Origin of the sequence: Paraliomyxa miuraensis, assembly GCF_026337845.1 — a bacterium.
Classification (GTDB): domain Bacteria; phylum Myxococcota_A; class Polyangia; order Nannocystales; family Nannocystaceae; genus Paraliomyxa; species Paraliomyxa miuraensis.
This window is the reverse complement of the sequence record NZ_JAOVZF010000150.1, coordinates 193,629-205,893: the sequence shown is the minus strand read 5'-3', so window position 1 is coordinate 205,893 and position 12,265 is coordinate 193,629. Positions and strand designations below refer to the sequence as shown.

General features: G+C 67.5%; 11 protein-coding genes. 6 read left to right on the top strand and 5 right to left on the bottom strand.

Translation table 11 applies throughout. The features are described from left to right. The first annotated feature begins 30 nt into the window (after positions 1 to 30). Positions 31 to 1,131, top strand: a complete 1,101-nt coding sequence (locus OEB96_RS17720) for a hypothetical protein (protein WP_266217189.1) — start codon at positions 31 to 33, stop codon at positions 1,129 to 1,131. Here OEB96_RS17720 and OEB96_RS17715 read toward each other — a convergent pair. After that, positions 1,118 to 2,020 (bottom strand): LysR family transcriptional regulator, encoded by a 903-nt coding sequence (locus OEB96_RS17715; protein ID WP_266217188.1) that lies wholly within the window; start codon positions 2,018 to 2,020, stop codon positions 1,118 to 1,120. The two genes, OEB96_RS17720 and OEB96_RS17715, sit on opposite strands and share 14 nt — an antisense overlap. Positions 2,021 to 2,604: 584 nt before the next feature. Here OEB96_RS17715 and OEB96_RS17710 point away from each other — a divergent pair. Next, entirely contained in the window at positions 2,605 to 3,711 is a 1,107-nt protein-coding gene (locus tag OEB96_RS17710; RefSeq protein ID WP_266217187.1) for a prenyltransferase/squalene oxidase repeat-containing protein, read from the top strand. 62 nt (positions 3,712 to 3,773) lie between these two features. Further along, the gene (locus OEB96_RS17705; RefSeq protein ID WP_266217186.1) at positions 3,774 to 4,682 is read left to right on the top strand and encodes a terpene synthase family protein; all 909 of its coding nucleotides are present in this window, start codon (positions 3,774 to 3,776) and stop codon (positions 4,680 to 4,682) included. A gap of 16 nt (positions 4,683 to 4,698) precedes the next feature. Here the strand turns inward: OEB96_RS17705 and OEB96_RS17700 are convergent, their stop codons facing one another. Together OEB96_RS17700 and OEB96_RS17695 are read right to left on the bottom strand one after the other, a co-directional pair. Further along, positions 4,699 to 6,021, bottom strand: coding sequence for a cytochrome P450 (locus OEB96_RS17700; protein WP_266217185.1), 1,323 nt, complete (start codon positions 6,019 to 6,021; stop codon positions 4,699 to 4,701). Between the two features lie 27 nt (positions 6,022 to 6,048). Continuing rightward, a complete protein-coding gene (locus tag OEB96_RS17695; protein ID WP_266217184.1) occupies positions 6,049 to 6,465 on the bottom strand; it encodes a hypothetical protein in 417 nt (138 codons plus the stop codon). Between the two features lie 423 nt (positions 6,466 to 6,888). Here OEB96_RS17695 and OEB96_RS17690 point away from each other — a divergent pair, with 423 nt between their 5' ends. Further along, the gene (locus tag OEB96_RS17690) at positions 6,889 to 8,130 is read left to right on the top strand and encodes an AI-2E family transporter (protein WP_266217183.1); all 1,242 of its coding nucleotides are present in this window, start codon (positions 6,889 to 6,891) and stop codon (positions 8,128 to 8,130) included. Positions 8,131 to 8,134: 4 nt separating this feature from the next. On the opposite strand, the gene OEB96_RS17685 is transcribed toward OEB96_RS17690, so the two are convergent. Next, on the bottom strand, positions 8,135 to 9,394 hold the full coding sequence (locus tag OEB96_RS17685) for a CHAD domain-containing protein (RefSeq protein ID WP_266217182.1): 1,260 nt from the start codon (positions 9,392 to 9,394) through the stop codon (positions 8,135 to 8,137). Between the two features lie 120 nt (positions 9,395 to 9,514). Continuing rightward, positions 9,515 to 10,918 carry a monooxygenase gene (locus OEB96_RS17680; protein ID WP_266217181.1) on the bottom strand — a complete coding sequence of 468 codons (1,404 nt, stop codon included), beginning with the start codon at positions 10,916 to 10,918 and terminating at the stop codon, positions 9,515 to 9,517. Between the two features lie 80 nt (positions 10,919 to 10,998). Here OEB96_RS17680 and OEB96_RS17675 point away from each other — a divergent pair, with 80 nt between their 5' ends. Together OEB96_RS17675 and OEB96_RS17670 are read left to right on the top strand one after the other, a co-directional pair. Next, positions 10,999 to 11,616, top strand: coding sequence for a hypothetical protein (locus tag OEB96_RS17675; RefSeq protein ID WP_266217180.1), 618 nt, complete (start codon positions 10,999 to 11,001; stop codon positions 11,614 to 11,616). A 123-nt stretch (positions 11,617 to 11,739) separates the two neighbouring features. Then, positions 11,740 to 12,264, top strand: coding sequence for a LytR/AlgR family response regulator transcription factor (locus tag OEB96_RS17670; RefSeq protein WP_266217179.1), 525 nt, complete (start codon positions 11,740 to 11,742; stop codon positions 12,262 to 12,264). Position 12,265 lies beyond the last annotated feature (1 nt).

Here is a 12,265-nt window from a genome sequence, read left to right as displayed (position 1 = left end):
CGAACGGCGGGGGAAGGGTAGGGTCTACCAGTGCGCGGGAGCGGTCCGTGGGCGAGGTGGTGGCTGCTGTGCCTCGTCGTCGGTTGTGGCGACGATCTGCCCGATGCCCTGGTCGGCGGCACCGGCACCTCGGGGACCTCGGGCACGGGGTCGTCATCGGGCCTCGGGCCCCCCGCGAGCACCGGCGCCGCGGCGACGGGCCCGAGCAGCGGCAGCAGCAGCGTCGACGAGACCACCTCGATCGATCGCGGCAGCGAGAGCAGCGGCTCGGTCGCGACCGCCTCGACCACCGAACTCGGCACGAGCGGCGGCAGCACCACGAGCGTGGCCAGCACCTCCGAGGCCAGCACCTCCGAGGCCACCACCACCGGCGATCCTGGCGATCCCGTGTGCATCGACGATGATCTCGGCAGCTTCTTGATCACCGCCTTCGGTGACACCAGCCTGGCCGCCGATGACTGGGACCCCCCGTGTGCGCCCGCGCTGGGAGGACCCGATCGCGGTCACCTGTTCACCGCGCCCGTCGACGGGTTCTATGCCTTCGACACCCTGGGCACGATGGGGCTCGACACGGTGCTCTACCTCTACCCGGGCGACACCTGTGCCGGGCCGGCGATCGCGTGCAACGACGACGCCGAGCTCGGCGAGCCGACCTCGCGGGTGAGCGTGTTCCTTCCCCAGGACGCCGCGGTGGTCGCGGTGGTCGATGGCTACGACGCCACCCAGGCGGGTCCCTACGCGCTCGACATCGATGCCGTGATCGGCCCCTGTGCGGCCGTCGACCTGGGGGCGGTGGCGATGGCGAGCGAGGTCGCCGATTCCACCGCGCAGATCGACAAGCTCCAGGGCTCGTGCGTCAACGTGCCCGGCCGTGACGTGGTGTTTCGCTGGGTGGCGCCGGTCGATGGTGTCTTCACCTTCGACACCATCGGCAGCTCCTTCGACACCGTGCTCTACCTGCGGCAAGGTCAGTGCAGCACCACCGAGATCGCCTGCAACGACGACTCGGGGGGCTCGCTGCAGTCCATGCTCGTGGTGGGGGCGAGCGCGGGGGCCGAGCTCACCGTCGTGGTCGATGGCTATGGCCTCGACGAGTTCGGGGCGCTCGCCCTGCACATCACACAGATGTAGCGGCGAGCTCTCGGGCCACCGCGGCCGCCACCGCCTCGGCCCGGCCGCCCTCGATGAGCGTGGCGCGATGCAGCGCGAACAGATCGGTCGGGGGCACCACCTCGAGCGGCAAGCGGAACAGGTGCTCGCGGTGGGTCGGTGCGCCCGCGATTGCATCGGGCAGCACCGCCAGCAGCTCTCCGCTCGCACACACCTCGAGCCCCGTCCATAGCTGCGAGACCACCATGCCCACGCGGCGATCGAGCGTCGGGGGCCAGGTCTCCTGCGGCACGCCGCGCTCGTCGGGTGACAGCGCCACGAACGCGTGCTCGAGCACCTTGGCCTCGGTCAGCGCATGCACGCCGTGCAAGGGGTGGCCCGGGCCGCAGTAGATCCCACTGCGTGCGGCCCCCAGGTGGAGCTTGGTGAGCTGGGGGTGCACCAGCGGCTGGGTCACCAGTGCCACGTCGATCTCGCCACGAAGCAGGAGGCCTCCCACGTCGCGATCGGATTGGTCGAGCACGTGCGGGACCAGCTCGGGCTGCTCGCGACGCAGCCGCCGCAAGGCCGGCAGCAGGTGGGCGGTGGTCACCAGCCCCGCCGTCGACACGTAGACCGGTCCGGCCAGCTCGGCGCCTTCGATGGCCAACAGGCCCTCGTGGACGATCCGCATGGCGTTGCGCACGGCCACCAGCAGGCGCTGTCCGGCCTCGTTGAGCTCGATCCTCCGCCCGTTGCGGAGGAACAGCCGTCGGCCCACGTCGTCCTCGAGCAGGCGGATCGTCCGCGACAGCGCCGATGCGCTCACGAACAGCTGGGAAGAGGCAGTGGGGAGGTGCTGTGTCTCGGCGACCGCCCGGAAGGCGGGAAGCCAGCTCCACAGGCTGGTCACGCGGCGGAGTCGTTCCATCCGGGGGGTTCACTGTACACGGTTGGGCCTCGGGGGATGCGCGGGGCTCGTGGTGGAACCGCCACGCTGGCTAATGGAGATCTGCCGGGATGGAGTCGGGTCGGCGGCAACGCGGCCCAGTTTGGCATGTGATTAAGTTCACCGCTCCTGGGTGTGCATACTCATGCACGAACGTGCATGGGCCTGCATGCGAGATCATGGGTGAATCGGCCGATCAGAGGGCGATCCAGAGGGCTGGGCCCGGCGCAGAACGACGTTACATGCGGTCATCCGAAGGGGCTCGCGAGGGCGCGGGTTTGCGCCCGAGAGGCGAACACGGTTTCGAAAGGGGGTTGTTCGGGAATACGGCGACCCATTAGAGTGGAGGCGCAGGCGCACCCACATGATCTCCCGAGGGGAAGCTCGTAGGCATACGGGTTCGGGACGATCAGGCGACGCGGGGCGCTGGGGAGGGGTCGGATGAAGCACCAGGAGACGAGGATTCGACGACGGGTGACCCCTCCTCGATGGGTACGAGCGGATGCTCGGCGAGGCGGGGGATCAGGATGTCGAGCCCGTTGATTCATCATGCAGTCCCTGAGTGGTTGGGCAGGGGTCGAGACGAGGTGGCCGGGCTGCGGGTCGTCCCGTCCGGGTCTTCGGTGGTCATGCCACCGCTGGACTTCGAGCGGCCGCTGCAGCTGATGCAGCTGGCGTGGAAGCATGGCAAGAGCCACTTCCCGTGCCACACGGGGCGTGATCGCAGCCTCAAGGGCGGCACCCCGGTTCATGCCGAGTCGTTCACTGCGATGGTGGTGGCCGACCTGCTGCTCGATCTGCCGGTCGATCCCCAGCAGCGCATGCTGGTGCGGGAGATCCAGACGATGCTCGAGCGCGAGCTCGGCGAAGAGGAGGACGTGTTCTACTTCTTCAAGGAGCACGAGCGCCTGCCGGCCGACGCCGATTGCACGGCGGTGGGGCTCTCGGTGCTGCTGCGGGGAGGGGTGAGCGGGCAGCGGATCCGCGAGCGGGCGAATCGGGCGCTCGATCTGATCCTGAGCAACGTGAGCGCCGAGGGGGTGGTGGAGACCTACTTCGATCCCACCGGCGAGCGCACCGGGATCGTGGATCCGGTGGTGTGCTGCAACGTGCTGTACCTGGCGTTTGCGCTCGGGCGGGGAGACGAGGCCCAGGCCACGCTGGAGTACGTCAAGCAGGTGCTCGAGGAGGAGGGGTACCTCGAGGGGACGCGGTACTATCACAGCCCCGACACCTTCTTGTACTTCCTCGGCCGGGTCGTGCACTTCTTCCCGAAGGAGACCGAGGAGCTGCTTCGCGAGCAGCTCGAGGCCGCCGTGAAGCGGCGGCTGGGGTGCTCGGGTCACACGCTCGACGTGGCACAGCGGGCGATCCTGTGTGCGTGGCTCGAGATGGAGGATGGGGGGGAGCTCGACCGGCTACGGGCGATGCAGGAAGGGGACGGGTTCTGGCCGACGGATGCGTTGTTCCGGTACGGGCGCAAGAAGGTGTTCTTCGGGAGCCGGGTCATGACCGCCGCGTTCGTCATGGGCGCGCTGGCCGCGAAGCAAGCGTCCGCCGAGCGGCGAGCGGCAGCGGGCGAGGACGATGCGGAGGAGAAGGAGTGGGATCCCTGGGCGGAGGAGGAATGGTCGTACCAGCGCCGAGGACCGTCGTTCCTGAGCTTTCGGTGAGGCGCATGCTTGCCCGGTCTGTACACGCGGTAACGAATTTGGAACTCTGAGGCAGGAGAGCCATGGCCGACTATTATCAACTCGTCGAGAAACACCGCGATCGAGTGCCGATTGGCTTCGATCGATGGGTCCATCACTTTGGCATTCAGGACGATGTCTCTCCCATCCTCTTTACCGTCGTCACTTGGGTGAAGTATTGCTCATGGGCGGATGCTACCGAGGAGCAGCATGTCCTTGCGTGCATGGATCTTGCGATTTCGTTCTTCTACCTCGATGACTATCAAGAGGATGACTACCCTGACTTGTTCGACGACTTCCGTCGAAATCTGAAAGGAGAGGAGCCTCTTTCCCGTCGTCCCGCCGTGCTCGCCCATGCCGACCTCCTACGCCGACTCCGTGCTCTGAATCGCCCCATGGACGACTTCCTGGCGATTCGTCTCCGTTTGCTCGATGAGTACATGCTCAGGAACGCGGCCATGCGGGGACGTGCTCGGTTGACTTTCGAGCGCTACTGGCAGTGCCGCTTGGTCACCATCGACGTGCAGCAATGGGTCGAGTTGTGGCTGTTGCTCTGGGATTTTCGATTGACGTCCGAGGAACGGTCGAACCGAGAATTGAACGATGCCGTGCGTTTGGCCGCGACCTTCTTTTTTCTTGGCAACGATCTCTATTCATTCGAGCGGGATGCCGCCAAGGGAGAGCCGAATTTGGTGTGCTTGTGGCGAGACGAACGAGGGGTGAGTCTCGCTCAGGCTGCCTCTGCGATCGATGGCATGCGCGTGGAAGCCCTGGACGAGTTCTACGCACGGGTCGACGCCTTGGTCGGTGAGTCCTCGGCGGAGCATTTGAGGCATTGCGGCCGACTCCTGCGGCGATTCGTGGATCATGCGGCCACCGCCCGTCATGACAACCCCGAGCGATACGTAAAGCCGGATCAGTTGCTGTCGCCCGAGCGTGCCGGGGCTAGCTGAAGCGCGTTCCAGAGTCTCATGCCTCGACTCGGGAGTGCAGTCGAAGCATGATGCCGGAGCGCGAGCGAATCGTGCTCGACAATCGAACCTTTGGCTGCCGTCCCTCTACGGGTTGGATGGAGAAGCGGCGGAGGATCGTGGCCAGTGAACAGCGGAGCTCCATCATGGCGAGTTCCTTGCCAATACAGGTGCGTTGGCCGGCTCCAAAGGGGCACCATGCCAGTCGGTGCCGGCCCGATTTCGTGCTGAAGAACCGGCCGGGATCGAAGGACAGTGGGTGTTCCCATTCCGCCGCATCACGATGGATTAGCCACGGTGCAACCATGACATGGGAGCCTGCTTTGATAGCGTACTTGCCAATCTTGGTGTCATCGACGGCGACCCTCGGGATGAGCGGGCCAGGCGGATACAGGCGCAATCCCTCTCGCATGCACGCGTCGAGCAGGGGGCTGTCGAATGACTCCGGATTCTCGTCGAGTTCGGCCTGCAACTCGGCGAGGATCCGTGGGTGCTCGGCCAGTAGCCACAGCGTCCATGCGAGCGTAGAGCCCGTCGTCTCGTAACCACCGATGAACATCGCCACGATCTCGTCGCGAAGTTGCTGGTCACTCATGCTCCCGTCCTCGTCAGTAGCTGCGATGAGGAGTCTCAGTAGATCGTGTCCCTCACCCGGGCTCTCCCTGCACTCCGCGATGATCGACATGACGTCGTCGTCCACGGCACGTCTTGCCTTAAGGAAGTGCTTCCGTCCTGGACGCGGCATCCATTCCGGCAGTTTGCGTGTAATGATTCCCCGCAGTGCGTGATCCAGCAAGGTGGCCATCGAAGGTGCGAGGCGGTCCACTCGTGCGAGCGCGAGCGTAGATCCGAGCAGTACGCGCACCGTTACAGTGGCGATGACGTGATGAGTCCATGCCTCGATGTCGATGGGACCATCGTCCCCACTCAGCATCTCGAGTTTTTCACCAACCGTTTGCAGAATCGTTGGCAGGAAGTCATCCAGTCTTTGCTGCCTGAATTCGGGGGTCATCAGCCGCCGCTGGCGACGCCACAGTTCCCCGCTGCTAACGGGCAACCCCTGTCCAAGGCCCTCTCGGAGGGAGTCCCAGAAGTCTCCACTCTTATCGTATTGCCGCGCGTTGCGGACCAATACATCCTCTGCCAGTCTGGGGTCGGCGACGATGACGAGCTTGGTCAAGGCCAAGTCGATCTCGAAGATTCCCCCGTGTTTGCGGAAGGCGTCTTCGAGGAACTCGAGTTGCCTCAGTGCAAGGCCGGGCAAGGCCCCTAGCAGAGGTAATCCGGTCTCTCGAGGCAGTGGATCCAACTCGTCGCTCATGCGCTGTGGGGGTTGAATGGCGGAGAGCTAGTCGATGGGGTATGCGCCGAAAGCATCGGCGATTTCTGCGATCCTCGAGCGTCCCACCGCGGAAGGCGCAACCCTCTCGATTGCCTTGCCGATGTCCGACCAGGAATACGCCTTGATGTTGGCACCGAGCCACGAAACGGCAGTCAGCACTCCCCGAGTGAGTCGACTATCGGTGACGACGGTCACCTCGAGTTTGCACGCAGTAACGGCATCCGCTGCTTGCTTTCGTTTGATCGCATCAATCGTGACCTCGCCGCGCACGAAATTCAGGACCTTCTTGGTGTTGGGTTGGTTGAGGGCTTCGATGAACTTGCCCCACCTATCATTGTCGATCTGCCCTGGCGCGGTGATGGCGACGATGGTGTCGCCGATGATTTCCCAATCGTGTGGGAGGTTTGGCTTGGCGGAATCCATGGTGGTTGGGCAGTGACGGGGTCGCAAGATGCTCGGTGTTGCGAGTATCGCGCATCGAATTTCGTAGCACAAAAGCGCAAAGGCGAAAAGCTCCAGAACGGGTCACAGAGGGCAGTCGGTTTGCGGCATCGGAGGCGTTGCGCGGGAAGCAGGTTTGGTTGCATTGCGCGATATGCGCAGATGGATGCTTCAGGGATCGAAGAGTTGGGCCCCAACCTCGATACACGACCTAGTGACCACTCTCCGAGGCGTGGTCCATGCGGATGGTCATGTCTCGGGTCGCCGTCCCCTACGACGCGGCCGTGCATCGCACGATCGGGCATGCGGTTCACTCCGTACCGTGTGCACCGTGGCCCTGTGCGAGCGTGTTCGGCACCGTTCTCGTCCACCGGGATGCGTGAAGATCTGTGATAATCCTCCCTCATGCTCGCAGCCACCCGCCGGATCTTCCCCCGCTGGATGGTCGCGCTCGCCGCGATCTTCGCCATCGGCTGGCTGCTCTACCTCCTCCGCGGCGCCCTGACCCCGGTCTTCTTCGCGTTCCTCATCGCCTACATGCTCGACCCGGTCGTCGACCGCTTCGAGGCTCGGGGCTACTCGCGCGGCGTGGGGATCGCGGTGATGCTCACCGTCGTCCTCGGGGGCATCACCTTGTTCCTGGCGCTGGCCTTGCCGGGCGCCATCCGCGATCTGGTCACGTTCTTCTCCGATCTCCCGGCCAAGGCCCGGCAGCTGGCCAACCTGGCCGAGCCCCTGCTGCAGCGCCTGGGCGTCTCCGCGGACGACTCGTTCGACAAGATCCTCGCGCAGCTCCACGTCGATGCGGGCGAACTGGCCAAGCAGGCAGCGGTCCCGGCGGGGACCGTGCTCAAGGCGCTGTTCGGCGGCGCACTCTCGCTGCTCGGTGCGCTGGCCAGCCTGCTGCTGATCCCGGTGTTCGCGGCCTACCTGCTCTACGACTTCGATCGCATCACGGCCGGCGTTCGTGACCTCGTCCCCCTGCGCTACCGCGGCTTCGTGGTCGAGGTGGCCCGCGACGTGGACGGGATCCTCGGCGAGTTCATCCGCGGTCAGCTCATCGTGATGCTGATCCTGGCGGTGCTCTACTCGCTCGCCTACGCGATCATCGGCGTGCGCCTGGCCTTCCTCATCGGGGTGGTCGCAGGCTTCTTGTCGTTCATTCCCTACGTGGGCGGCGGGGTGGCGGTGGGCCTGGGCGTGGTGATGTCGCTCATCTACTGGACGGGCTGGGGGCAGCTCATCGGCGTGATCGTGGCCTACTCGATCATCCAGGTGATCGAGGGCTTCGTGATCACCCCGCGCGTGGTGGGCGACAAGGTGGGCCTGTCCGCGGTCTGGGTGCTGTTCGCCCTGCTCGTGGGCGGCGAGGTGTTCGGCTTCATGGGCGTGCTGCTGGCCCTGCCGGCGGCCGCGGTGATCAAGATCTTCGTGGGGCGAGGCCTCTCCTGGTATCGCGCGTCCGAGCTGTTCCTCGGCGGCGCACCGCTCCCCGACGTGCTCGAGGTGACTCCCACCAAGCCCGAGGTCGAGGTCGAGGCAACGGTCGAGCCCTCGCCTGCAGTCGAGGCCGAACCACCCGTCGCGCCCGAACCATCCGTCGCGCCCGAGTCCGCGGCGCCCAAGCCCCCCGACGAGCCGGCCTGAACGCCTACGCCTTCTTGGGGGTGGCCAGGCGCGGCGGCTCGGGAAGCGCGGACCGGAACTCATCGGCTCGTGCGTGCAGCCGCCCCCGTAGATCCGGCTCGAGTCCGTCGAGCTGGACGGTGGTGGCGATCCGACGCAGGCGCTGGATCAACCCGCCCTCCGTGGTCTGCAGCCCTCCCGCCAACGTCGGCAGTCCGGCCTCGACGAGCTGCTGTCGCTGCGCGTGAAGCAGACGCACGAGTACGGCCAGATCGCGATGCTCTCCCAGCATGCGCTGGATGGCCTTGGCCCGCTTGCGCAGCGTCTTGCCCGACTCGTCCAGGGCGGGCCCGACCAGCTCCAGCGCGTACCGTACTTGCTTGGCCCGCTTGCGCACGTCGTGCCAGACCTCGACGTCGGCTTCGGGCGCGAGGGTGGGCATCCGAGCCACTGCCCTCGCGAGCGGCGGCTCGAGCCAGGCCTCCACCTGCGCGGACGGATCATGCCCAAGCGCCAACATTCGCCCACAGACCCGGTCGAGCGCCGCGTCGATCGCCTGCGCCAGGCCCGGTAGGTCCTTGCCGTCGAGCACATCGTCCATGCGCCGGGTCGTCGCCTCGCGCTGCTCCTCGGCCCAGACCATCACGTGCTCGAGCGCCGCCCTGGCGATCGCCTCGCTCGCCCGTTCGTGCTCGCGCCGAAGGCTGGCGAGGATCGCATCCCACTCCCGCCGGGGGCCCGCCGCTCGCGTGATGACCCGCAGCCGCTTGTCGAGCTTGCGCGCCTGCCGGTCGCCGATGACGGGGGCGAACACTCGGGCGAACGCTCGCAGCCGTCGCGTGGCCACCCGGAGCTTGCGCAGCGCTTGCTCGGGTTCCTGGGCCTGGGCCCACGTCGCTCCGTGTCTCAGCGCGGTGAGCCTGGGCTCGAGGTGAGCCCGCAGGTGCAGCGCCAGCATCACGGCCACGGTGGGTGTCTCGCTGGATGGCTCGAGCGGCGGCACCAGCTCGAGCCGCGACGAAGGCTCGGACGCCGTGGCCTCGACCCGCTGCTCCCTCGCCGACGGCTCCTCGGGCGCGGGTCGCCGGCTCGCCGTGGCTCGCTCGATCACGATGGGCGGCGGTGCGGGGGCGAACGGCGGGGCCGATGCCGCCGTGCTCCCGCGCAGCGCCATCGTCTCGACCACCGGCGGCAAGCGCCCCACCAAGCGCTCCGCTTCTCGCCCGAGCCGCTCGAGTGCGCCCATGGCGACCCGCCGCGCCGTCTCCACGGCACGAGCCCTCATCCGCGATCGCAGGCTCGAGCGAGGCAAGGCGCCAGAGCATACCGCGGGCGTCGCGATCGTGCTCCGCGACCCATCGGACGCCCGGCCCTCGGGATCGAGCCGCCTGCCCGCATGATCGGCTCACAGCGCCGTGACGTAGTAGACGCCCAGGCACATCTCGTCCTGGGTTCCATCACCCCAGTTCACGTGCTGGTCGCCGGCCTCGTTGTTCCACTCGCATGCGAGCCGCAGGCGGTCGCCGGGATCGAAGCGCACCGGGTCCGCGAGCCGATAGGCCTGCTGCCAGTCGAAGTCCCACTGCGGCAGCTCGAGCAAGCACTCGCGGCTCCCATCGCCGCGCAGGATCTCCTGCTGCGCCCGCGTGCCCAGCTTGTGCATGTGGTGCGAGGCCGAGTGGATCTGGAACGGCGTGCCCGCCGGGATCACGTCGGTGAGCAGGTTCATGAACTGGGTGGGATCGAGCTCGAACGAGTGGACGACCTGCGCCTCCCCGGCCGGGATCGGCATGCCGCCCGCGAGCCAGGCGGGGTCGGCCCACAGCATGGAGAACGCAGGGCGCTCCACCTCGGCGTCGATCCGTAGCTGCACCGCGCTGCCGTCGGGCCGAAGGTCGCCGACGAGGGTGTTGTAGTGGATCTGCAGCACGACCCTGGAGCCGGGCTCCATCGCGATCCCGGTGCCCTCGGGGAAGTCGCCCGTGATTCCACCCGGGGCCCACGCGCCGAGCCAGGTGCCAGCCGACTGGGGGCTGGTGATGGGGCCTCCCGGACCTCCGAAGCAGGTGTAGCCCGGCTCGGGATCGGCCTCGTCGAGCGCCTCGTACTGCGCGACTCGATCGGGCGCGATCGCGTAGGCGATCATGTGATGCACCGTGCGTAGATCGTCGGGCAGCGCCGCGAAGCCGGTCACGTAGCGAGTCTCGACCTCCGGCCAGGGCAGCAGGAAGCAGCGGTAGTCGTCGGGCATCTGCGAGGGCAGATAGGGCTCGGGCATGGCGAGGGTGAGATCCACCCGAGACAGCCCCGGAGGATCGGGGATCGTCGGAGGGACGTAGTCCGCGGGGTCGCCCTGGGCCGCGCCCTCGTCGAGCCATGCTCGCAGGAGCTGACGCTCCTCGTCGGTGAACTCGGGCTCGCCGAGGTAGTCCTGGCAGCCGTCGCCGGGCATCCAGGGCGGCATCGTGCCCGCCTCGACCGAGAGCACGAGCGACTCCCGCAGCGCATGGGCCTCCTCGTAGGTGGTCAAGGGAAAGGGCGCCACGGCGTCGGGCTGGTGACACGTGACGCAGTGCCGCTCGAGCACGGCGCGCACGTCCCCGTGGTAGGTCACATCGGGCTCGGAGACGGACCCCGTGCTGGTGTCGTCAGCGCTTGGCCCGCTCGTGCCGGCCTCCGTGGCCCCCGTGCTCGAGGTGCCCTCCGTCCCGGTCGCTGGCGGGGGAGAGGACGGGTCGCCGCAGCCTCCCGCGCTCGTCCAGAGCCCCCACCCGACGATCCACGCCCAGCGGCCTCGCATGCTCGACATCGCGTTCCTTCCGATCCCTCATGGGACCATGCCACAGGAGCGGGGGAGCTTGGTACCCTCGCCCCCGGATGTGGGGACCGATGCAGGCACGAGCCCTGGTGAGCGCCGTTTCCGTTGCTTGGGCGCTCGCGGGATGTGGAGAGCCGGGGACGTCGGCCGAGGCCGACGACGGCGGGAGCACGATGGCGGCGATGGCTTCGAGCTCGTCGGGCGTGGCCGACGACAGCGATGGCCCACCGAGCCAGCCGGGGATCCCGATGCCGCTGGTGCGCGCCGAGGCCTGGGATCTCGACGATGCGGCCGATGATCCGTTCGCCGACCACCGCCCCGACTGGGTGCAGTGCGAGCTGGGCTGGGGGGTCGAGACGGGGATCTTCGAGGTGAGCACGGACCTTTGCACCTACGGTGCCTTCGTCCAGAGCTCGCTCGCCCGGATCCACGAGGGCGACGAGCTCGAGCTGGTGATCCTCTACGATGCGCTCTGGTTTGAGGAGGAGGCCACCGCCCACGTGGCGGTGGCCCTTGGCGAGGAGATCGCCTGGGAGACCGAGCTACCGATTCCTTCGGCGGCCGGCCAGCTCCGCCCACGCTGGACTGCCCCCGCCGACGTCGAGGTGGGGACCCCCGTGCACTTCCACCTGCACAACCATGGGCTGAACAACTACCGACTCATCGGTTTCACGGTCACGACCCCCTGAGAACTGTGTTCTGGGCGAAATCGGAGCGGGCGCCCCTCCGCGTCGTGGTGCCGACGGGCGCGCAGAGGCCGGCGGCCGTGCGTTGGCTGTAAGCGGGCTCGCGGGGCCGCGTTGAGGGCGAACGTGGAACCCTCACTCGCTTCCATCGAGGGCGACGGTGCCTACCCGACCCGGCTGGTGCTCCGCGACGGTCAGCGTACGCTGACCATCGCGGCGGACGAGATCGTGTGGGTCGAGGCCGCGGGCAACTACGTCCAGATCTACACCGACCGCAAGACGCACCTGGTCCGGCACACGGTCAAGGCGATGGAGGTCAAGCTCGACCCTCGGCGCTTCATCCGGGTGCGGCCCTCGGCCATCGTCAACGTCGATGCGGTGTCGGCCGTCAACGCACGCCCGGGCGGGGACTACACGGTGGTCCTCGAGTGCGGGACCGAGATCCGCTCGAGCCGGAGCTTCCGCGAGCGGGTCGAGGCACTGCTGGCCACGCTGCCCGGCACCGCTCGCCATGCGCTGGCCAACCGACGGCGTCGCCGCGAGCGAGCCGCCGAGCGCAAGACGGGCCCGCAAGCGGTCGTCCCCAGCACGCCGCCGGTCGCCGCGAGCAGCGTGGCCGCGCTCTCGATGGCCGCGGCCCCTCCCAGCTGAG

Excerpts from the sequence above, each read along its gene's own strand:
- OEB96_RS17715 (WP_266217188.1), bottom strand. The coding sequence starts at position 2,020 with ATGGAACGACTCCGCCGCGTGACCAGCCTGTGGAGCTGGCTTCCCGCC.
- OEB96_RS17705 (WP_266217186.1), top strand. The coding sequence starts at position 3,774 with ATGGCCGACTATTATCAACTCGTCGAGAAACACCGCGATCGAGTGCCG.
- OEB96_RS17700 (WP_266217185.1), bottom strand. The coding sequence starts at position 6,021 with ATGAGCGACGAGTTGGATCCACTGCCTCGAGAGACCGGATTACCTCTG.
- OEB96_RS17695 (WP_266217184.1), bottom strand. The coding sequence starts at position 6,465 with ATGGATTCCGCCAAGCCAAACCTCCCACACGATTGGGAAATCATCGGC.
- OEB96_RS17690 (WP_266217183.1), top strand. The coding sequence starts at position 6,889 with ATGCTCGCAGCCACCCGCCGGATCTTCCCCCGCTGGATGGTCGCGCTC.
- OEB96_RS17685 (WP_266217182.1), bottom strand. The coding sequence starts at position 9,394 with ATGAGGGCTCGTGCCGTGGAGACGGCGCGGCGGGTCGCCATGGGCGCA.
- OEB96_RS17680 (WP_266217181.1), bottom strand. The coding sequence starts at position 10,918 with ATGTCGAGCATGCGAGGCCGCTGGGCGTGGATCGTCGGGTGGGGGCTC.
- OEB96_RS17675 (WP_266217180.1), top strand. The coding sequence starts at position 10,999 with ATGCAGGCACGAGCCCTGGTGAGCGCCGTTTCCGTTGCTTGGGCGCTC.